General features: G+C 42.0%; 21 protein-coding genes. 11 read left to right on the top strand and 10 right to left on the bottom strand.

All coding sequences use genetic code 11. From position 1 onward, the window contains the following. Positions 1-183: 183 nt before the first annotated feature. Complete coding sequence (locus tag HC643_RS19905; protein WP_038081314.1) at positions 184-1,863, top strand: GH3 auxin-responsive promoter family protein; 1,680 nt, start codon at positions 184-186, stop codon at positions 1,861-1,863. 97 nt (positions 1,864-1,960) lie between these two features. On the opposite strand, the gene HC643_RS19900 is transcribed toward HC643_RS19905, so the two are convergent. Further along, on the bottom strand, positions 1,961-3,139 hold the full coding sequence (locus tag HC643_RS19900) for an MFS transporter (protein WP_038081317.1): 1,179 nt from the start codon (positions 3,137-3,139) through the stop codon (positions 1,961-1,963). A gap of 466 nt (positions 3,140-3,605) precedes the next feature. Between HC643_RS19900 and HC643_RS19895 the strand changes: the two genes are divergently transcribed. The 3 genes from HC643_RS19895 to HC643_RS19885 all read left to right on the top strand — a co-directional run bounded on the left by HC643_RS19895 (position 3,606) and on the right by HC643_RS19885 (position 6,703). Beyond that, positions 3,606-4,886 carry an aminotransferase class I/II-fold pyridoxal phosphate-dependent enzyme gene (locus HC643_RS19895; protein WP_038081329.1) on the top strand — a complete coding sequence of 427 codons (1,281 nt, stop codon included), beginning with the start codon at positions 3,606-3,608 and terminating at the stop codon, positions 4,884-4,886. A gap of 255 nt (positions 4,887-5,141) precedes the next feature. Next, positions 5,142-5,399 carry a hypothetical protein gene (locus tag HC643_RS19890; RefSeq protein WP_038081319.1) on the top strand — a complete coding sequence of 86 codons (258 nt, stop codon included), beginning with the start codon at positions 5,142-5,144 and terminating at the stop codon, positions 5,397-5,399. A gap of 125 nt (positions 5,400-5,524) precedes the next feature. Next, positions 5,525-6,703 carry a helix-turn-helix domain-containing protein gene (locus HC643_RS19885; protein ID WP_038081330.1) on the top strand — a complete coding sequence of 393 codons (1,179 nt, stop codon included), beginning with the start codon at positions 5,525-5,527 and terminating at the stop codon, positions 6,701-6,703. A 73-nt stretch (positions 6,704-6,776) separates the two neighbouring features. On the opposite strand, the gene HC643_RS19880 is transcribed toward HC643_RS19885, so the two are convergent. Next, positions 6,777-8,321, bottom strand: a complete 1,545-nt coding sequence (locus HC643_RS19880) for a mercuric reductase (protein ID WP_038081320.1) — start codon at positions 8,319-8,321, stop codon at positions 6,777-6,779. A 167-nt stretch (positions 8,322-8,488) separates the two neighbouring features. Here HC643_RS19880 and ttcA point away from each other — a divergent pair, with 167 nt between their 5' ends. Genes ttcA through mtnC form a run of 3 tightly spaced genes read left to right on the top strand, consistent with a single transcriptional unit; the run spans position 8,489 to position 10,685 of the window. Then, complete coding sequence (ttcA, locus tag HC643_RS19875; protein ID WP_038081322.1) at positions 8,489-9,307, top strand: tRNA 2-thiocytidine(32) synthetase TtcA; 819 nt, start codon at positions 8,489-8,491, stop codon at positions 9,305-9,307. A 55-nt stretch (positions 9,308-9,362) separates the two neighbouring features. Next, positions 9,363-9,881: a pentapeptide repeat-containing protein gene (locus HC643_RS19870; protein ID WP_038081332.1), complete on the top strand. Its 519-nt coding sequence runs from the start codon at positions 9,363-9,365 to the stop codon at positions 9,879-9,881. Between the two features lie 27 nt (positions 9,882-9,908). Then, a complete protein-coding gene (gene mtnC / locus HC643_RS19865) occupies positions 9,909-10,685 on the top strand; it encodes an acireductone synthase (RefSeq protein WP_237265906.1) in 777 nt (258 codons plus the stop codon). 13 nt (positions 10,686-10,698) lie between these two features. Here the strand turns inward: mtnC and HC643_RS19860 are convergent, their stop codons facing one another. Both HC643_RS19860 and HC643_RS19855 read right to left on the bottom strand, forming a co-directional pair. Next, positions 10,699-11,313, bottom strand: coding sequence for a Uma2 family endonuclease (locus tag HC643_RS19860; protein ID WP_038086086.1), 615 nt, complete (start codon positions 11,311-11,313; stop codon positions 10,699-10,701). A gap of 41 nt (positions 11,314-11,354) precedes the next feature. Beyond that, a complete protein-coding gene (locus HC643_RS19855) occupies positions 11,355-11,594 on the bottom strand; it encodes a CopG family ribbon-helix-helix protein (protein WP_038086088.1) in 240 nt (79 codons plus the stop codon). Positions 11,595-11,728: 134 nt separating this feature from the next. Between HC643_RS19855 and HC643_RS19850 the strand changes: the two genes are divergently transcribed. Together HC643_RS19850 and HC643_RS19845 are read left to right on the top strand one after the other, a co-directional pair. Next, positions 11,729-12,964, top strand: a complete 1,236-nt coding sequence (locus HC643_RS19850; RefSeq protein WP_038086090.1) for an LL-diaminopimelate aminotransferase — start codon at positions 11,729-11,731, stop codon at positions 12,962-12,964. A gap of 103 nt (positions 12,965-13,067) precedes the next feature. Beyond that, a complete protein-coding gene (locus HC643_RS19845) occupies positions 13,068-13,409 on the top strand; it encodes an AAA family ATPase (protein ID WP_038086091.1) in 342 nt (113 codons plus the stop codon). A gap of 281 nt (positions 13,410-13,690) precedes the next feature. Here HC643_RS19845 and HC643_RS19840 read toward each other — a convergent pair whose 3' ends face one another. Next, positions 13,691-14,014 carry a hypothetical protein gene (locus HC643_RS19840; protein ID WP_038086093.1) on the bottom strand — a complete coding sequence of 108 codons (324 nt, stop codon included), beginning with the start codon at positions 14,012-14,014 and terminating at the stop codon, positions 13,691-13,693. A gap of 68 nt (positions 14,015-14,082) precedes the next feature. Beyond that, on the bottom strand, positions 14,083-14,274 hold the full coding sequence (locus tag HC643_RS19835) for a hypothetical protein (protein ID WP_038086096.1): 192 nt from the start codon (positions 14,272-14,274) through the stop codon (positions 14,083-14,085). Between the two features lie 476 nt (positions 14,275-14,750). Between HC643_RS19835 and HC643_RS19830 the strand changes: the two genes are divergently transcribed. Then, positions 14,751-15,629 (top strand): TIGR02452 family protein, encoded by an 879-nt coding sequence (locus HC643_RS19830; RefSeq protein ID WP_167844715.1) that lies wholly within the window; start codon positions 14,751-14,753, stop codon positions 15,627-15,629. Between the two features lie 496 nt (positions 15,630-16,125). Continuing rightward, positions 16,126-16,683, top strand: coding sequence for a GNAT family N-acetyltransferase (locus tag HC643_RS19825; protein ID WP_038086098.1), 558 nt, complete (start codon positions 16,126-16,128; stop codon positions 16,681-16,683). A gap of 235 nt (positions 16,684-16,918) precedes the next feature. On the opposite strand, the gene HC643_RS19820 is transcribed toward HC643_RS19825, so the two are convergent. From HC643_RS19820 to HC643_RS42600, 4 genes are all read right to left on the bottom strand, one after another. Then, positions 16,919-17,377, bottom strand: coding sequence for an orange carotenoid protein N-terminal domain-containing protein (locus tag HC643_RS19820; protein ID WP_038086100.1), 459 nt, complete (start codon positions 17,375-17,377; stop codon positions 16,919-16,921). A gap of 632 nt (positions 17,378-18,009) precedes the next feature. Further along, positions 18,010-18,441 carry an FKBP-type peptidyl-prolyl cis-trans isomerase gene (locus tag HC643_RS19815; RefSeq protein ID WP_038086102.1) on the bottom strand — a complete coding sequence of 144 codons (432 nt, stop codon included), beginning with the start codon at positions 18,439-18,441 and terminating at the stop codon, positions 18,010-18,012. A gap of 143 nt (positions 18,442-18,584) precedes the next feature. Next, positions 18,585-18,998, bottom strand: coding sequence for a response regulator (locus tag HC643_RS19810; protein ID WP_038086104.1), 414 nt, complete (start codon positions 18,996-18,998; stop codon positions 18,585-18,587). Positions 18,999-19,068: 70 nt separating this feature from the next. Beyond that, positions 19,069-19,218, bottom strand: coding sequence for an ATP-binding protein (locus tag HC643_RS42600; protein ID WP_408019934.1), 150 nt, complete (start codon positions 19,216-19,218; stop codon positions 19,069-19,071). Positions 19,219-19,257 lie beyond the last annotated feature (39 nt).

Raw genomic sequence — 19,257 nt, 5'->3', positions numbered from 1 at the left:
TCATGCGATATTAGGAGAATGAGCTTTCAAGAAGTTAACATCTGAATCTAAGACCTTGTCAGAACCTACTTTTTCAGTCTCCATAGGGATGTTAAGGCTAGGACGGTTAGTGCAATCGCTCGGTCACATCTCTGTTTTAGTATCCAACAATCAGCGCAACTTCATAGAAAAATACAAGCTTTCATGACAAACTTCTTGTTACCAACTTTGACATTTGTTGCAGAACGTGCTAAGGAAAAATTTGTAAAAAAAATCCGCCAAACTGATGCCGTACAAGAACAGTTTTTGCACAAGCTGTTGCAAACTCACAAAGATACTGATAATGGTCGTAAATATGGGTTAAGAGATATCAAAACTATTGCCCAGTTTCAGCGGCAGGTTCCAATTTTACCTTACAGTGGTTACGAAGCTTACCTTCAACGTATTGCTAAAGGCGAACAAAACGTCCTCACACCAGATCCGGTTGTCTATTTAAATACCACCAGTGGCTCAACGGGAAACCAGAAATTAATTCCCATTACAAAAAGATTTCAAAACTCTTTAAGATGGGCTAATCTGACTTGTATCGGTTTTTTGAATGAAGCACTGCGATCGCGGCAAAAAAGGTTTGGCAAACTGCTAGTTACCAATGCAACGCAAATAACAGGGCGTACCAGTGGGGGTATTGACTACGGGACGGCAGGTACGGGAGTCCTTCGCATGGGGAAATTTCTCTACGAACAACTCTTTGCCCATCCCTATGAAACCTTAAAGGCGGAAGATAGCATAGCAAGGCACTATTTGTGCTTTTTATTTGCGCTGAATGATCCCTCCATGCGAGGAATCATCGCCAACTTTCCCATGCTGATCCTCAGAACCTGCAATTACCTTGAGCGGTACGCAGAAGAGTTGATCCGAGATATAGACAAAGGGACAATAGCCGATTGGTTGAAACTCGAACCAGAATTGCGGTTCCAATTAGAACGGAGATGGTCAGCCAATCCGAATCGCGCCGCACAACTGCGAGAAGTTTTGCGATCGTCAGGACGGCTGACTCCAAATTTAGCTTGGCCCAATCTATCTTATGTTGCCACTGCAAGGGGAGGAACATCCGATTTTTACTTTGAAAGATTTCCTTCCTACTTGGGAGACACTCCCGTATTTGGTGCAGTGTTTGCCTCAGCAGAAGGCACATTCAGTATTTATCATGACGTCAACAATGATGGCAGCATCCTCGCTATAGAAACAGGCTTTTTTGAATTTATTCCAGAAGACCAATGGGAAGAAGAACACCCGAAAACTCTACTCGCCACTGAAGTTCAGCCGGGAAAACTCTACCGCATCCTGATGACCAACTACAGTGGTTTCTACCGTTATGATATTGGTGATGTTGTTGAAGTGTTGGGCTTTTACGAGCAAGCGCCTCTGATCGTCTTTCGTTACCGTCGCGGCGGAATACTGTCTTCGACAACAGAAAAAACAACGGAATTTCACGTTACTCAGGTAATGCAACTCTTGCAGCAAGAATTTGGTTTACATCTTGAAGATTTTTGTATCACTTTGTCGGAGAACGAGTTTCCCGCTCACTACTTGGTGAACATTGAACTTGCTCCTGGTGAAAACTTGAGCGATCCCCAAGCTTTCCTAACTAGCTTCGATCGCAAGCTCAAAGAGATTAACGTGTATTACGGTTCCAAACGCAAGGATCAGGTACCTCCACCAAGACTGCGGGTTTTAGAGGCGGGAAGCTTTGGTATTGTTCGGAAACGCCAGTTGCAAAAGGGAATTCCCGATTCTCAACTGAAATTTCCTCATATTAGCGAAGACCGCAATTTTCTGGCAGGTTTAAAGGTAGAACAAGAGGTTAGGTTACCTGAAGAGTAGGGTTTGCTCGTTCCCAACTAGAGTTTGGGAACGAGTGAGTAGCAAATGACGCGATCGCATCTTCACCAACAGCATCCTTCAAAAAGTTGGGGATTTACTAATTTGAATCGGGTTTTGCGAATTTATTATTTGTAGAAAAAAACATGAGCAGCACTCCGGCTGCGACAGAGAAACTTGCTGAGGTATAAAATATCATTTCAAATCCTCCATAACTGAGGGTTGGTCCAAGCAGAAAGGGACAAAGGAACTGACCCAGGAAGCCTGCGCCCGTCCCGGCAGCGAGTACGCTCGATCGCAGTTCTGCAGGAGCCAGATTTGCCAAAATACTGTAGAGATTGGGCAAGACAATACCAAAACCTACGCCAAAAAGCACTGCTGCAAGCAGAATCAACCCGAGTTCGTGCAGTAGGGGAATTGTTGCTAGTGTCAGCGCCATTAACCCAAATCCAACAGCAATAGAACGTTCCGTACCAATATTTTTAGCGAGTTGTCGAGCACCAAATGCTGATATCGCTGCAGCTCCAACTGCTCGTGATGCTAAAACAACTCCATTGAGAACTGCTCCAACTCCTATAGTTTGTTTTAAGTATAGAGGTGTATATATCACTACGGAATACATGACGATAGAAGCCAACCCAAGGGTTAATAACAACCACAGCGTGTATTGATTGCCAAAAACTTGGCGGAGCTGGTCACGAGTGGAAACGGCATTTGCTTTTTGCTGTACCGACTGCTTTGTCCTTAAAATTGAGGCAGCCAAAATTGCTAGTGGCAATCCCAAGCCATATAAATAAAAGGTAAACTGCCAATGAGATGACCCTACCCAACCACCTAACAGAGGAAAGAAAATACCTGCAATTGTTAGGGTACTCGTTGCTTGACCCAAAGCTTGACTTCGCGCCTGACCCTCATACATACCAGCTAATAAGCCGAGGCTCGCTGCAGCAATTCCACCACTTGCTATGCCAAGCAAACTTCGTGTAGCTAATAATGGCTCTATCGATCGCATAAAAGCCCCCGCCGTACCAGATAGAGCATAGAGGAGCAATGAAGCTATCAAAATACGCAAGCGACCGACTCGATCTGCTAAAAGACCCAGTAAAGGACTAGACAAAGCATTTGTCAAGCAGTGGATGCTGACTAAGTGAGCTGCTAGCCCAGGATTGAGGTTGAGTTGTTGCACCATATCTGGCAATACGGGAGCAACGATTCCCCCAGCCATTGTTGTCATAGAACCTGCTAAAAGCAACACTAACAGCTTGCGATCGCGTAACATCGGTAAAATATGAGATATTTTTGATAACTTTAACTTAAACGATTAGTGAAGCGAATAAATTCACACACTGGACATATACCGTACTGCTAGATTCTACGGATACTGAGACAAATAGGTTCACACAGAGGAATTACATAGTTCTGTATTCTAGCAGCAATAAACAACACAAGCATAAAATTAGGGGAACTAACTGCGCTATTGTGATGGTCATTGAACAGCATGCAAACACTGTACCTAAGTCATGTCTATAGAGGAAAATAGCTGATAGTCCAGTAATATCAAAAATTCATGTAAAAATGTATTAAATCACAACCCAAGGCACACTTAACCCCAGAATTGGGGGTAGGCGGTGACGCCGACAAATCAGGAACACGGAAGAAGACAGCGATCGCTGGCTATTCACTTTCCATAACTAAAAGACACCTGTCTTGCGGGACAAACGATGTTTGGTGAGAGGAGTATAAGAGTGCAAATTGTTAAAGAGTATGTGCAGCGTTGGTACGAGAGTGGACTCGATCCAGACGAGTTTATTTGTCATCAAAAGCAGGGGAATTTGGTAGAAATTACAGAAGTAGCAACTGGTGAACGTCGGACAGTTCTCAGTTTCTGCAGTAATGACATTTTAGGGCTCGTTCAAGAAGAGGCAGTCAAGCAAGCTGCTATTGATTCTATTCTTAAGTACGGTACATCTAACAGTTCTTGCTCGGTTTTAAGCGGTCGTATCGATTTACACCAGCAGCTAGAGGATGAAATTTCAGCTTTTAAAGATTTGCCTCACACGCAGTTGTTTTTAAATGCTTGGATGGCAATGCAAGCTTTTATGGATGCCTTCTGTCACTTGGCGATTCCAGTACCGGGATTCCAGAATACTAGAGAAACTATCATTTTCACGGACGTCCTCAATCACGGCTGTATTGTCTCAGCAGTCGTCAATGCAGGAACTCGTTCCGGTAAGGTCTTTGGTCACAGTCCTCGCGTCCGAGTCAAAGCTTACCGCCACTGTGATATGGAGGACTTAGCTCGGAAAATGTATCGCCACGTTCGCCCCAACGATCGCATTGTAGTTGTTTCTGATGCAGTCTTTTCTATGGATGGCGATATTGCTCCCCTGCTAGACACCATCGAAGTCATGCGTAAGTATGAAGGTAGCGTTCTCCTTATGGATGAAGCTCACGCGAGCGGTGCTCTAGGTCCTACAGGAAGAGGAATATACGAACACTTTGGGATTTCGCCATCTTACGCAATTGAGCGAGGCGTTATACCTTTAATTATGACCACGTTCTCGAAATTCGCTGCCTCAGCAGGCGCAGCCATCAGCACTCACGTATCAGAGTTAAAACCCCTGTTAAATGTCTCCCCAACCTCAATTGGAACAATTTCGCTATCGCCACCACTTGCAGCTGCAGCACTAGAAAGCATTCGCCAAGTACGGCAATTTCCAGAACGAGTGAAAAAGCTACAGGAAAATACCCGCTACTTGCGATCGCGCCTGATAGAGCAAGGCTTTATGGCAATTGGCGAAACTAATGTTGTGCCAGTTATTTTACCACCAGATATTAATCCCAAAATTTTTGGTAGACAAATCATGAAAAATCATGGTGTTTGGGTATCTCCCATTTGGTTTGTTGCTAAACCCCGAATTCGCATTACTGTGAATGCCCTCCATACTCAAGAAGATATGGATCTTTTAGTATCAAGCATGGTAGCCACTCGTAACCTATTGTATCAACCAACAATTAGTGCTTAGAAGATGTTTTAAAAAACTTGGGCGAACAAAATTCGCAATTACAAAAACGAAATCCGCCTACGCGGACTAACAGAAAGTTAGAAATTTTGAACCCGCGCAGGCGGGTTTTGCCTGTATAACAGCGAATCTCATTCGTTAGGAAGAGGCATATAGAATTCGTCAGTTAGAGACTATAGTCCACCATTTGAAGGATGAATTGCTACCCAGTAGTTGATAACCTAAACGAGAGGCAATAAATAACAAACAACTAAGAATATGGCATCCCCTACACCATTAAAAGGCACTGAACTAGTAGATTGTGCAAGAGCGAATGCCAAGCAGGGAATTGAAACGGCTGCTTACCAGTGTGGCTATGGAGATGACCTTAACACCTTCGCACGAGAGTTACGGATAGCGTGTGAGGATATGAATTTGCAAGTTAAGGAACTCTCAGATTTAATTACCGATCAAGATCTGGTCTTAAATATAGGTACTGGGGAAACTGTTGCCCCAAATACACCATCGGAACTCTAAGAGTGGTAAGTGGTTAGTAGATTATATATAGTTAGCAGTGAGCGGGTTTTTCAATCCACTCACTTTTAACTATTTATCAGTCATTAGGTTTGCTGACCAGTTAAGCTTTGTATCAGGTTATTCCAGTGAATATAGACAAGCCAGAGATAGATAGATTTACGCAACGCGTACAAGGAATGCACGTGCGGCTCATAAACTTGTATCAAAGTATTAACAATACACCTATAGGGCCAGATATACTGCCACAGGCACTGGTTGAACTTGGTCGTGCTTCAGAAATGGTGAAAATAGCGACACAAGAATTACACCAACAGAACGAACAACTCATAGAAACACATAATTTACTTGAAGCGGAACGCCAACGCTACCAAAATTTATTTGAGTTAGCTCCAGATGCTTATTTAGTGACAGATATCCCAGGCATTATTCAAGAAGCAAATCGTGCTGCAAGTCAACTCCTGAACGTTCCCCAACAGCGTTTGGTAGGGAAACCAATTGTTAACTATATAGCATTACCAGATCGAGCGACTTTTCGCAGCTTTTTGCTTCAAGTTAACGAATGCGATGGAGCCACCAAGTCAACACTATGCTGGCAGAAAAGTAACGGAAAGGTTTTTGATGCAGCTATGACAGTAGGTGTTGTTTGTAATGAAATAGGTATGCCGATCGCACTGCGTTGGTTGCTACGGGATATCACCGAGCAACGAAATTTACAAGCAGTAAAAGTCTCTGAGGATAACTTTGACTTGACTCAAGGACGAGAGAGATATAAGTATTCTAAAGGAGAGACTATTCCTCTCAACTCAAGCACAATTTGGTGCGTACATCAAGGTTTGATTAAGCTAAGCACGTTATGTGATACAGGTGAAGAAGTGCTAGTTGGCTTAGCAGGGCAAGGCATGATTTTTGGTTCAAGTTTAACTGCACTACACACCTATCAAGCAATCGCTTTATCTGATGTAGAATTGGTATCAATTGACTTAGCTGAAATCGCTACTTCGTCAAAAATTAGCAAAACAATAATTTCAAAAATCAATCAACGCCTGCGACAAACAGAATCGTTTTTGGTAATTAGTGGTAGGCGAAAAGTTCAAGACCGCTTTCATTATTTGTTACAATTATTAAAACAAGAAATTGGTCAATCAGTTGCTGAAGGAACTCGCTTAAACGTTCGGTTGACTCATCAAGATCTTGCTGGCGCTTGTTGTACAACTAGAGTCACGATGACAAGACTTTTAAGGAAATTACAACAACAAGGTAAAGTGAATTTTGACTCGAAGCATCACATTATTATTAGGGAGTAGAAAGTAGGGAGACAAGGAAGAAGAAACTATACAGAACCTACACTAAGCATATAATTTAATCCAAAATATACAATCAAGAAAACTGTTTTACCCAAGCCAATAATCGTTTTGTATTTGGTGTCAAACTATTAGAGAGGTAGTATGTATCTGCTGCTTTTTTAATAGCTTCAGATTGGGTTGGATAAGGATAAATGACTTGATTTAATTGACTTAAAGTTATCTTGTTAACAATAGCTATGGTGAGTTGAGAAATCATCTCGCCTGCATGACGAGCAACAATGGTCGCACCGAGAATGCGATCGCTCTTTTTTGGATGAAGAATTTTGATAAATCCTTCTTCTTCACCATCAGTTACCGCTCGATCGACATCATTAAAAGGAATTTTAATCGTCGCGACATCAATGCCCATTTCCTGGGCTTCTCGTTCGTACATTCCCACATGGGCAATTTCAGGATCGGTGTAAGTGACCCAAGGCATAACGAGATTGCTGAGTTTTTGACGCCCCAAGCCAAAAGGAGAAAAGAGTGCATTTCTAATGACTATTCGTGCGGCTGCATCAGCTGCGTGAGTAAATTTCCAGTTCATGCATATATCACCTGCTGCATAAATTTTGGGATTTGTGGTTTGAAGATAATCATTGACCTTCACACCTTGACGGGGATCGTATTCTACGCCAATGGCATCTAAATTCAATCCTTCCACATTTGGAATTCGTCCCGTACCGACTAAAATGTCATCAACTGAGAGAACATCTGTTTTGTTATTGCGACTGAAGTAAAGCGTTTTTCCTTCTTTAGTTTTTTCAACTTGCTGTATTTTTCCCCCCAATACCAAACGAATTCCTTCTTTAGCAAACACCTTTTGAATAATCTCAGCAGCATCAGTATCTTCTTTATTAAGGATATGAGTTCCTTGGTGGAAGAGTGTGACTTCACAATCAAAACGGCGAAAAGCTTGTGCTAATTCACACCCAATGGGACCAGCACCAATCACTGCTAAACGTTGGGGTTTCTGGATCAGAGAAAAAACAGTTTCATTGGTTAGGTATCCTGCTTCTTCAATTCCTGCAATGGAGGGTTGTGCGGCTCTCGCGCCTGTAGCAATGACGGCTTTTCTAAAGCGAAGAGTTTTGTCTCCAACCTCTACACTATCATCGCTGACAAATCGCGCACTACCTAGGAAGACATCCACACCCATTTTTTGGAAACGTTCAGCTGAATCATGAGGGCTAATTTTTGCCCTGACGCGTCGCATCCTTTCCATAACAGTGGAAAAGTCTACATCTACATATTTGGGCGCATTAATGCCAAATTTTTTTGCATTCCACATTTCTCCTACCACACGGGATGACCGAATGATAGATTTGGATGGTACGCAGCCAAAATTTAAACAGTCTCCTCCCATGAGGTGCTTTTCTACTAAGGCAACTTTTAATCCAACATTTAAAAGTGCTGCACCTCCGGCTACGACTAATCCTGCTGTACCCGCACCAATGACAACTAAGTCGTAACAATTGGCAGGTTGGGGATTGACCCAAGTGGGTGGATGCACGTAGGATACCAATGTCTGGTTATACTCGTCCATTGGGCGAAGTGAGACTCTCTGGAATTCTGACATTGGCGATCGCTCCTTGATTCAAAAATGCAAAGTTAACTACTTGAGTTTTGCTTTTGCACTGGCAAAATAAGAATTCTTCCTTCAGGAATAGCAATTTTTTTGCCAGTCAGAAAATGGTTTATGCTACCTGACTAAAATATATACGAGCGTTCTTTGGAGAATAACTTATGGAAGCAACGGAGGTTCATAGCTCAAAAAGCCTTAGAAAACTGGAAGCACATTTACGTACCTCGGTAGGAAAAGCCATTCGTGACTACAACATGATTGAGGATGGCGATCGCGTCATGGTATGCGTATCAGGTGGTAAAGATTCATACACAATGCTAGACCTGCTGCTCACTCTCCAGCGTAAAGCTCCAGTGAAATTTGATATTCTTGCTGTTAACTTAGACCAGAAGCAACCAGGATTTCCAGAACACTTGCTGCCAGAGTATTTAGAATCTCTAGGAGTAGCTTACAGGATAGTAGAAGAAGATACTTACAGTATTGTAAAACGTGTTATCCCTGAGGGGAAGACCACGTGCAGTTTATGTTCCCGCCTGCGACGAGCCATTCTCTATAGAGTTGCAAGTGAAGAAGGCGCGACTAAAGTCGCTTTGGGACACCATCGGGATGATCTTTTGGAAACTTTATTTCTGAATATGTTTTATGCAGGAAAACTCAAAGCAATGCCACCAAAACTTTTGAGTGATGACGGGCAACATATAGTTATCCGACCTTTAGCTTACTGCGCTGAGTCTGATATTGAGCAGTACGCGAACTTCAAAAAGTTTCCAATTGTTCCATGCAGCCTTTGTGGTTCCCAGGAGAATTTGCAAAGAGCGCAAATCAAACAGATGCTACGAGCTTGGGAAAAATCCCACCCAGGAAGAGTTGAGAGTTTGTTCTCTAGCCTTCAAAATATTTGCCCATCCCATCTAGCCGATACTCAGTTGTTTGACTTTGCCAGTTTAAGCCCTCAGCAAAGCGATGCATCAGAAGTGTAAGTAACTTAGTAGTATTGTAAATATGGGAATAGAGTACACTTTCTGGAACTTTAGGATGAAGCGTCAGGTAAAGGGTTGGTTAAAATTCATTGTTGGCGTACTGCTTCTTCTGTTGCTGACAGGGTGCTGGTTACTCTTAGATATTTCTCCTGTAATTGCACAGGAAAATACTGTTAACTATACGCTTGCCGATCTACGATATCAAGACTTTTCTAAGAAAAATTTAGAAGGAACATCTCTTGCAGGAGCAAATATGCAGGAGACAAAGTTCCGAGGTACAAATCTGAGAGGAACTATTATGACTAAGGGGTCATGTCTGAAAGCAGATTTGGAAGGAGCCGATCTCTCAGGAACTTTTGCCGATCGCGTTATCTTTAATGAAGCCAATTTAACGAACGCCATTTTTACCGATGCAATTCTAACAAGCAGTCGCTTCAACGGTGCAAAAATTACAGGAGCTGATTTTTCTGGTGCAATTCTAGACACTTACGAAGCAAAGTTGATGTGCGAACGAGCTGATGGGGTTAATCCCGTCACGTCTGTAGCAACTCGTGATAGTTTGGGATGTCGATAATTGCTAATGGCTAATGGCTAATGGCTAATGGCTAATGGTATTAACAATCAACAACTGACTACTAACAACTCATTCATGACTGCACTCTATTCAGATAATGCGGAAGTGCTTCTTCTCGATATTGAGGGGACAACAACTCCGGTTGATTATGTTTTCGGAGTCTTATTTCCGTTTGCACGCGATCGCGTGACTGATTTTCTCTCAACCTATCAGCAAGTGACTGCGGTTCAAACTGATTTGCAATTGTTGAGAAAAGAGTATGAACAGGAGCTCGCACAGGGGGTGTCAGTACCTCATTGGCAAGAAACGGAGGTTACAGGGGCTGTTCCTTACATTCATTATCTGATTTCTATCGACCGTAAATCAACAGGTTTGAAATCTTTACAGGGTAAGATTTGGGAGCGGGGGTATCGAGATGGAACGCTGCGATCGCAAATATTTCCAGATGTTAAGCCTGCTTTTCAACGTTGGATAAGTGCTGGCAAACATTTGTATATTTTCTCCTCTGGTAGTGTTCAAGCACAACAACTTCTCTTTCGGTACACCGAAGAGGGAGACCTAACGGGTTTTATTAGCGGTTACTTTGATACTCAAACTGGCTCCAAGCGAGAAGTTCAGAGCTACGCTAAGATAGCATCTGCCATTGGAAAGATACCAGAAAAAATTCTTTTTATTTCAGATGTCACTGCTGAGTTAAAAGCATCTCAAGCAGCCGGAATGCAAACGCTGTTTTCTATCAGAACCGGGAATCACTCATTTGAAGCAGAAGGCTTCCCCGCGATTCAGAGTTTTGATGAAGTTTAAGTTGAATTATAACTTACAATGCTGCATTAAAAACCTGTTGTGCAGTAAGGTTCAGTTCGGGAAAGGTAGGAGACACAATCGGGCTATCCCCCGTAAATTTAGTTATTTGGTATTCATCTCCTACAAGCTGACACACTGACACCGTAGGTTGTTTTGGATCGCCAATGAATCGCTTACCTCCCAATGCAGCATAATCCGCAATCCAGTATTCGGGGATAGCCATTTCTTCGTAGTCCCTTAACTTATCGTAATAATCATCGCGCCAATTTGTACTTACGACTTCAACAATTAAAGGAACCGATGCACTAGAGCATACAGTTGATTGCTTTTTCCACAAAGGTTCATTGATGAGATTGTCATGGTTGAGCAATAAAATATCTGGGGAATAACTTGTCTCGTTATTGGGAGTTTTGACAAGTGCAGTTTTTGGAATGCGGTAAGGCAATTGAAGACGCGAATACTCTAAGGTAAGTTTTTGGACTAAAAATCCAATGACATTTTCGTGGTCGCCCGTTGGAGGTGGCATCTCTACAATAACTCCTTTGTGCAGTTCATAACGCCCTCCATCATTGGGGTACCACTCAATAAATTCTTCATAAGTAACTAGCTTGGGTATGGCTTGGGTCATAAACAGTCTGCTCTAAATTTCGCTATGCTTTCATAAGGTTTTTAACTCGCATCAGTTAACCTTGCAAAGACTGCCTGTACTTCCTCTTGACTAGCAAAATCTCTCGCATCAGCTTCTGCAACACCTTTGTGAATTTCTTCTAGTTGCCATTGGAGGAGTTTTGGAGACAGGTTAAGTGCTTTGTCAATTGCATCGCTTCTATCGCGCTCTATTGCTACAGCCGCATCTAACTTAGCTCTTTCGTTGCTATCAAAGCGAAATGTCTCATTATCTTTGCTCATTCATTGCTATTCGTTTTTTCTCAAGATAAGACCAAAATAACATATGAGTCTCAATTCATTTAATTTTTTGGGGTGTAATGGTGTATGGCAATTGGCAGTAAGCTGTTTATTTATGGCGTTTTTCACGATCTACTATGGCAACTATTAACGATAACTACCTCAAGTTAAAAGCAGGTTACTTGTTTCCCGAAATTGCACGCCGGGTTAATGCCTTTGCAGAAGCCAATCCTGATGCTAAGGTGATTCGATTGGGTATTGGTGACGTGACGGAACCTTTGCCCGAAGCTTGCCGTACAGCTATGATTAAAGCTGTGGAAGAAATGGGCGATCGCTCTACCTTTAGAGGTTACGGACCAGAGCAAGGTTATGCTTGGTTGCGGGAGAAAATTGCTGCTAAGGATTTCCAAGCACGGGGATGCGAGGTTGATGCTGGTGAAATTTTTATCTCCGATGGTTCTAAGTGCGATAACGGCAACATTCTGGATATCTTGGGCAATGACAATGTAATTGCAGTGACTGACCCCGTATATCCTGTATATGTGGATACTAATGTTATGGCAGGGCATACTGGTCCAGCCAACGATAAGGGTGAGTTTGAGGGCTTAGTTTATTTACCAATTACTGCTGAAAACAATTTCACTGCAGCGATTCCGTCACAAAAAGTCGATTTAATTTACCTTTGCTTCCCCAACAACCCCACAGGAGCAACCGCTACCAAAGAACATCTTCAGGCATGGGTAGACTATGCTAAAGCACATGGGTCTATCATTTTCTTTGATGCTGCATACGAATCGTTCATTACAGATCCAGAAATTCCGCACTCCATCTATGAGATTGAAGGAGCAAGAGACTGTGCGATCGAATTTCGCTCTTTCTCCAAAAATGCAGGCTTTACCGGGACGCGTTGTGCGCTGACTGTCGTACCAAAAACACTTACGGCAAAAGCAGGCGATGGTTCCGATGTAGAACTGTGGAAGTTGTGGAATCGCCGCCAGTCCACCAAGTTCAATGGAGTCTCTTACATCGTACAACGTGGAGCTGAAGCAGTTTACTCAGAAGAAGGTCAGGCGCAAACAAAACAGCTCGTCAGCTTCTACATGGAGAATGCCAGAATTATTCGCGAGAAACTGAGCCAAGCTGGGTTAACAGTTTATGGTGGTGTGAATGCGCCCTACGTTTGGGTGAAAACGCCCAATGGTATATCTAGTTGGGACTTTTTCGATAAATTGCTGCACAATTGTAACGTTGTAGGTACACCTGGTTCTGGTTTTGGTGCGGCTGGCGAAGGTTATTTCCGCATTTCCGCTTTCAACAGTCGGGAGAATGTTGAGGAAGCAATGAAGCGAATTACTGAGAAGTTTAAGGTGTAAGCGAAGGTTTTTCAGTAACAGCCCTTGCTGCTTTAGTTAAACTGAATTAATAGTTTGTGGTGGGCATTGCCCACCAGCTTAATCGATTACAAAAGAGATACAGTTGAAAGATTTTTCAGGAGTAACTTTTAAGTTAGATAATGGTTTGGAAACTATAGAATTATATCCAGAATATTTAAGTCATGGTGAATTAAAAAGATTAAGCATTTATATGTGGATGAAGTATCACAATATAAAAGATTCTATTATTTTGATGGATGAAATTGAAATTGCACTTCACCCAGATTGGCAGTATAAAATAGTTTCATATCTCGAACAATGGTCATCAAGTAATCAATACATTCTTGCAATTCATTCATATGAGCTATGCCAAGCTTTGACACCTGCTCATGTTAAGGAATTAGAACCAAAACTTCTCAAAGAATTGGCATCAAAAGCAATATGAGTCTTAAGTCAGAACAACTTATAAAACATTGTGAAATAATTATTGGTTCTCGTAGAATTAAAAATAAAATTGTTGTGTAGTTTATTAAAATTAGAAAAATGGGTAATTTGTTGGATAAAAATTAAATTGCGATCGCAATGCAGCTAAACCTAAAGATAAGGCGTAATTGCCAATATTGTTATCACTCCTTGCCCCAGACCGTAGTACCAAAACACTTGAAACGCGACTGATGTTTTATTTTCTGCTTGGTAGTGGATGAAGTGCTTCCGTATAAGTTATCCTTAGACTTCCATGGGGTCCGGTCTACCAATTCCCAGTTCTTGAAGTTTGGTTTTCACGTCTTGCCACTCAGTACCACAGTAATAGTATTTTTTCTCCAAAATATTTGCTATATAAAAGCCTTGTTTTGCACCGTTTATACGTCGCAGTTCTGCTGCAATTTTCTCCATAGAGGTATCAAAGATGGCAAACAAGTCTTCCATCTCTAGGTCAGGGGCATTAAAAAAATTAACAAACGGCTTTCCTTCTCTAAAAGCCCATACCTTATTACGACGCTCAACAATTTGATAATAAATTGGACGAATGATGGTATCAGTTTCTAACATAATGATATATCCTAAAAGTATCGAAGTATGGAAGCCCCTAGGGGTAAGCTAGGGGCCGATCGTGTCAACTAGTTATCTTTTTGAGAATTGTCTTGCGGTTCATCCGCAATGTCATCTAACTCTGTGTTGACATCTTCTGAATCAACAAGGTATCTCTCGCCAGTGATTTTATCTTCTTTCATCCACCGATTAAGGACAAGACGGATAAAAATTTTAACTGGGTTCCAAAAACCTTGATGACCGTTCCCGTTTTTATTCAATCAATCACCTCCTTATTATTATTCAGTAACTGGGGACTAAGTATCCCCAGATTTATTTTAAACCTCTTTGACATCATAAATTTAACTACTAATAGCAGTATCAGGCAACAGAATAATTCATAATTCGTTATTCGTCATGAACAATTCCAGGTCTTTACAGAGTTTTTATGTATCGCAATGAAAGTGAAATGGTATGACTATACAGCTTGCTTGTAATAATTTGTAATACATTTGTAGTTTTTTGTTTCATAGTTAGCTATGGTGCAAACAATGAAAGTTTTACTTTCTGAAATTAGTTAAAAGAGAAACCCTACAGTATGCTACCTCTAATGTTTTTGAAATCCGAAATTATGATGCACAAAGTAGGGTGGGCATTGCCCAGCATATAAAGCTTTATGTGTGCGGCTTCGCCCTACCTACTTGTAGTTCATAAATCAAATAGAATTGTCATAGAATTAAAATATTAATACCAAAATATGGATAGTAGAGAGAAACGTGCTGTTATAGCTCAAGAAACACTTGAAATTATTAAACGCGGGCATTATCAAAATTTATTGGGAGAAACTATTAATATTAAAGAAGCTTGTTTGGCTGCAAAAACTAGCTCTATTCATTATTCGGAAACAATGTTTAAGAAGGTATTTGCCCAACGGGACAACATCTTAAAGACAAAAAAGTCGTTGAATGCAATCAGTTTTACAGTCAGTAATGAAACAACTCTTCATGCTGCAAGTCGCTTAGTGAATGATGAAGGGATAGAAAAAGTATTGTGCTTGAATTTTGCTTCAGCTAAAAATCCAGGGGGTGGATTTCTCAATGGGAGTCAAGCACAAGAGGAGAGCTTAGCTAGGGCTACAGCGCTTTATCCTTGTATTGCTCAAATGACTCAGATGTACGACACTAACAGAAATTTAGGTTCATCTCTTTATACAGATGACATGATTTATTCTCCAGGAGTCCCGGTTATTAGAGATGATAATGACGAGCTATTAAATCAACCCTTTCTCGTATCAATTCTAACTGTACCAGCAGTGAATGCAGGAGCCGTTAGACAAAAAGGAAAACGCTCTGAGATCGCTTCTATTGAAAGCACGATGCTTGCTCGTACAGAGAAATTGTTGTCAGTGGCTGCAATTCATGACTATAAGGTGCTTGTATTGGGAGCATGGGGATGTGGTGTTTTTAAAAATAATCCTCAAAATGTTGCTGAATATTTTTATCACCATTTAGTGGAAAATCCCAATCTTAATGGGTTCTTTGAGAAAGTTGTATTCGCAGTGTTAGATAAATCAAAAGATGAATATATCATTACACCATTTCACACAACTTTTAAAACGACTCGTTTGGACTCTTAATTTTTTCGCTCTCTCTAAATTCCCCTTAAAAAGGGGGGAATTTTCACAGTCCCCCTTTTTAAGGCTATGGTGGTGTACACAAGTCTTTTAAAGTGCATTAAAAGCGGTTTCGATCCCCCCTAACCCCCCTTAAAAAGGGGGGAATTAGAATCAACTTTCCCTGTTGTCCGGATGTTTTATATCTTGTCTAGAGATCTGTACACCACTGTATCTTGGAAAGGGGAGCTAGGGGGATTATCGATCGTCAACATTTGGAGAAACAGTAGAAGACGCGTGAAAACCCGTCCTAGTCAAAAACAGACCAAGTTAGTATAATGTATCGTGCAATCAATTTAACTATCCCAGGATTTGCCTGTGTTGCCTGTCATTGAGTAAAAGTCCAGTTTTGGACTGAGAAACTCCTATCAACCTACTTTGCTATGAGTTCGTACTGCACTTGTTGTACGAACCTAATTTGTATTTCGCTCTCAATGACAGATTGGAAAAGGAATTTTCAATGGAATTCAAGCCACTTTTTACAGGTAAGTTGCTTCGCCTTGCTGCACCCAGACCTGATGACAACATGCATTTTGCGAAATGGTCTGAAAATGATGAATATTTGCGAGTCGCAGACAACGATCCAGCAAGACCAATAACTCCTGAAGATTGGACGCAGTTTGAAGCGAGTGTTCTTAACTCACCTAATAGCTTTCACTTCCGCCTGCGAACTTTGGCTGATGATACTTTAATTGGAGGTGTTGGTTTATTTCAGGTACAGTGGACGCACCAAGTTGCTTCGTTGGGGATTGCTATTGGTGACTCAGCTTACTGGGGGAAAGGTTATGGTACGGATGCTCTCAAGCTTATTCTTGGGTATGCTTTCCGTGAATTAAACCTTTACCGAGTTAGCTCGAGTACGATCGGCTATAACGTTCGTTCTATTAAAGCCCACGAAAAGGTGGGGTTCTGTCAGGAAGGCAGACAGCGCAGCGCCATTAAGCGTGAAGGTCAACGTTTTGATGTGATTCATTTTGGTATTTTGCGCTCGGAATGGGAGGCTTTACAAAGTCAGTAACTCACGGGAAAAACCCTGTTTTTCATACCCTGTTATGCTGCTGGTAGTTCACCACACTCGCTATCATGGGTGAAACGATTTTTCCTGTGTTGTTCCAGTGTCTCTGGTACAGAATGCAAAGTGCCAAACTCTACCTCGTGAATCACGAGGTAGAGCCTGACTTAGGGCTTTCCCAGGCTCCGCCTGGGAAAGAGATGACACAGCCCTCAAAATCAATATGGCAGACCACTAATAGTTACTGCTTGGGACCAAACTCAAATACAGCGCTGCGAGTAAAATCAATACGCTGTTCAAAATCTAAGCTTTTGATGCTGTTTGTGAAGTCTTGGGTGTTGGAGGGCAGTTTATAGTCAGAGGGTACTGAAATTACGGTACCGTCTTCCATAGCTCGTCCCAATCGGAGCCACAAATCTAACTTAGCGCTAGAGCTTAAAGCTTTGTAAGAACGGCTGATATCGCTGTTAGCACCTGCAACAATATCTCGTTGTGCTTGAAGTTGCTGTTCTTTGGGCAGCGCACGGATGGTATCGTAGAAAGCAGCAGCAGTATCTTGTGCAGAAGTCTGGTTTGCTGGTGTTAATTTATCTTTGATATCCAAGTAGCCAAACCACAGGATCGCTAGCTGAGTATCTGTGTCAAAGCTGCGAAACTGCTGTACAAGCTGCTTGGTTTTTGGATCTGCGGTGAAAGTCATAGCGATCTCCAATTGCTTTACAAAATGAGTTGTTCTCAGTGTTTTTCAGGTGATTTCGTATCGCCTTCTTTACAATATTTAATAAACTCATCGCCAGAGATTAACCCTGCTTGCGACAGAAATGGTATTTGTAGCGATCGCAGCTGGAGACAGATGTAGAGAATACGTTATCTCAGTAGGTCGTTATACATACAGTTAACTATTGCGGTTTGTAATTGGTCAGTTGGGTACGTTTATTTGCACGCCGCATTCAATGGGAAAATTTGTCAGAAAATTTGATTGCGACCTCTCTTAAAAAGGATGTAGGGGCGCAAGGTGTTGCGCCCCTAGAAAGAGTTTCGGGTAACGAGTAATAAATTTCTGGAGATGTCTATTTTTCAGCCATTTCTGGGAATTATAAGCATGTCCTTAGCAGAATCTATGTTCGGGGTGTATCTGCCTTTTTCAAGCCAACAATTGTTACCTTTAGCTAAATCCAAAAGAAGCGCCACGTCTGACACCAAGTGAAGCGTGGGTAGTTCGCGTGCTTGTGCATTTAGAGATTGGAAGCAGGGAGATAGAGCCAAGCTATTTTTAAGAGGCTGCAAGCTCCCCGACTTTTTTCAGAAGTTGGGGAGATCGACTTAATCTCTTTATGCAGCGATATCTACAAGTTGAATATCAAAGACTAGGTCTTTTCCAGCTAATGGATGGTTGGCGTCTAATGTCACGTCTTCGGTTGAAAGATCGGTAACGATCGCAGGAATAAATTGTCCGGGGGCTTGCTGAATTTGCAACTGCTGACCTACTTCGAGATCGAAGTCTGGAGGTAACTGATTGCGATCGACTGTGACTACCAATTCTGGTTGATGCGGACCGTAAGCGCGATCGGATGAAATTTCTGCAGTTCTGGTTTCGCCTACACTCATACCTACAACCGCTTCTTCAAATCCAGGAATGATTTCTCCATCACCGATTGTGAACTGCAAAGGGTCACTATTGGTAGAGGTATCAAAGATTGTACCGTCGGATAATTTGCCCTCGTAGTGAACCACTACAGTATCACCATATTTTGCTTGTGCCATTATAATTCTCCTGACATTTTTATATAGCAAGCGTTTAGCGAATTGGTCAGATACGATCTTAGCGACCGATCGCTCATTTGACACACTCGCAAACCACATTGCACTGTCAGGATAAGATACAACGGCAGCCAAGAAAAAAATTGTTATGGTTTCTCAAGATTGGTTTGCTTGATGATTTGAGCGATTGCATCCACTAGGGTTTCTGGGTCAATTGGTTTGGGAATATGCAATTGAAATCCTACAGCCAATGCTTTTTGCCGATCGATCTCCCCCGCATAAGCCGTCAGTGCGATCGCCGGAACTTGTCCCCCTTGTTTTGGTGGTAATGCTCTTACCTGACGCAAGAAAGTATATCCGTCCATGCGAGGCATTCCAACATCAGCAATCAGGAGATCGGGCTGAGTTTGATAGAGTAATTGCAATGCTTCTTCAGCAGAAGACACAGAAGTTACAATAGCACCAGACTGTTCCAAAATAAAGGTAATTAACTCCAAATTGTCTGCATCATCATCCACAACAAGTACCTGGATACCTTGCAAAGCCAGTACGTCTTGCATAAACGCCCCCACGGATTTATTGAAGTTGGAGTCGGCATAAAGGAGGAAGCCTCACTGTGAAAGTTGCTCCCTATACCTCTCCCGATCTGTCAGCTTTGATGGTTCTCCCAAGCATTTCAACAATGTGGCATACGACCGCCAGTTCTAGCCCCATACCCCCAAAGGACGTTGTTGTGATACTACCATCACCTTGGCCGAAGTAATCGAAGACGTATGGCAAAAAGTCAGGCTTGATACTAAAGCCTGTGTCTTTAATTTA

Source organism: Tolypothrix bouteillei VB521301, from assembly GCF_000760695.4.
Classification (GTDB): Bacteria; Cyanobacteriota; Cyanobacteriia; order Cyanobacteriales; family Nostocaceae; genus Scytonema; species Scytonema bouteillei_A.
This window is presented reverse-complemented; position numbering and strand designations above follow the sequence as displayed.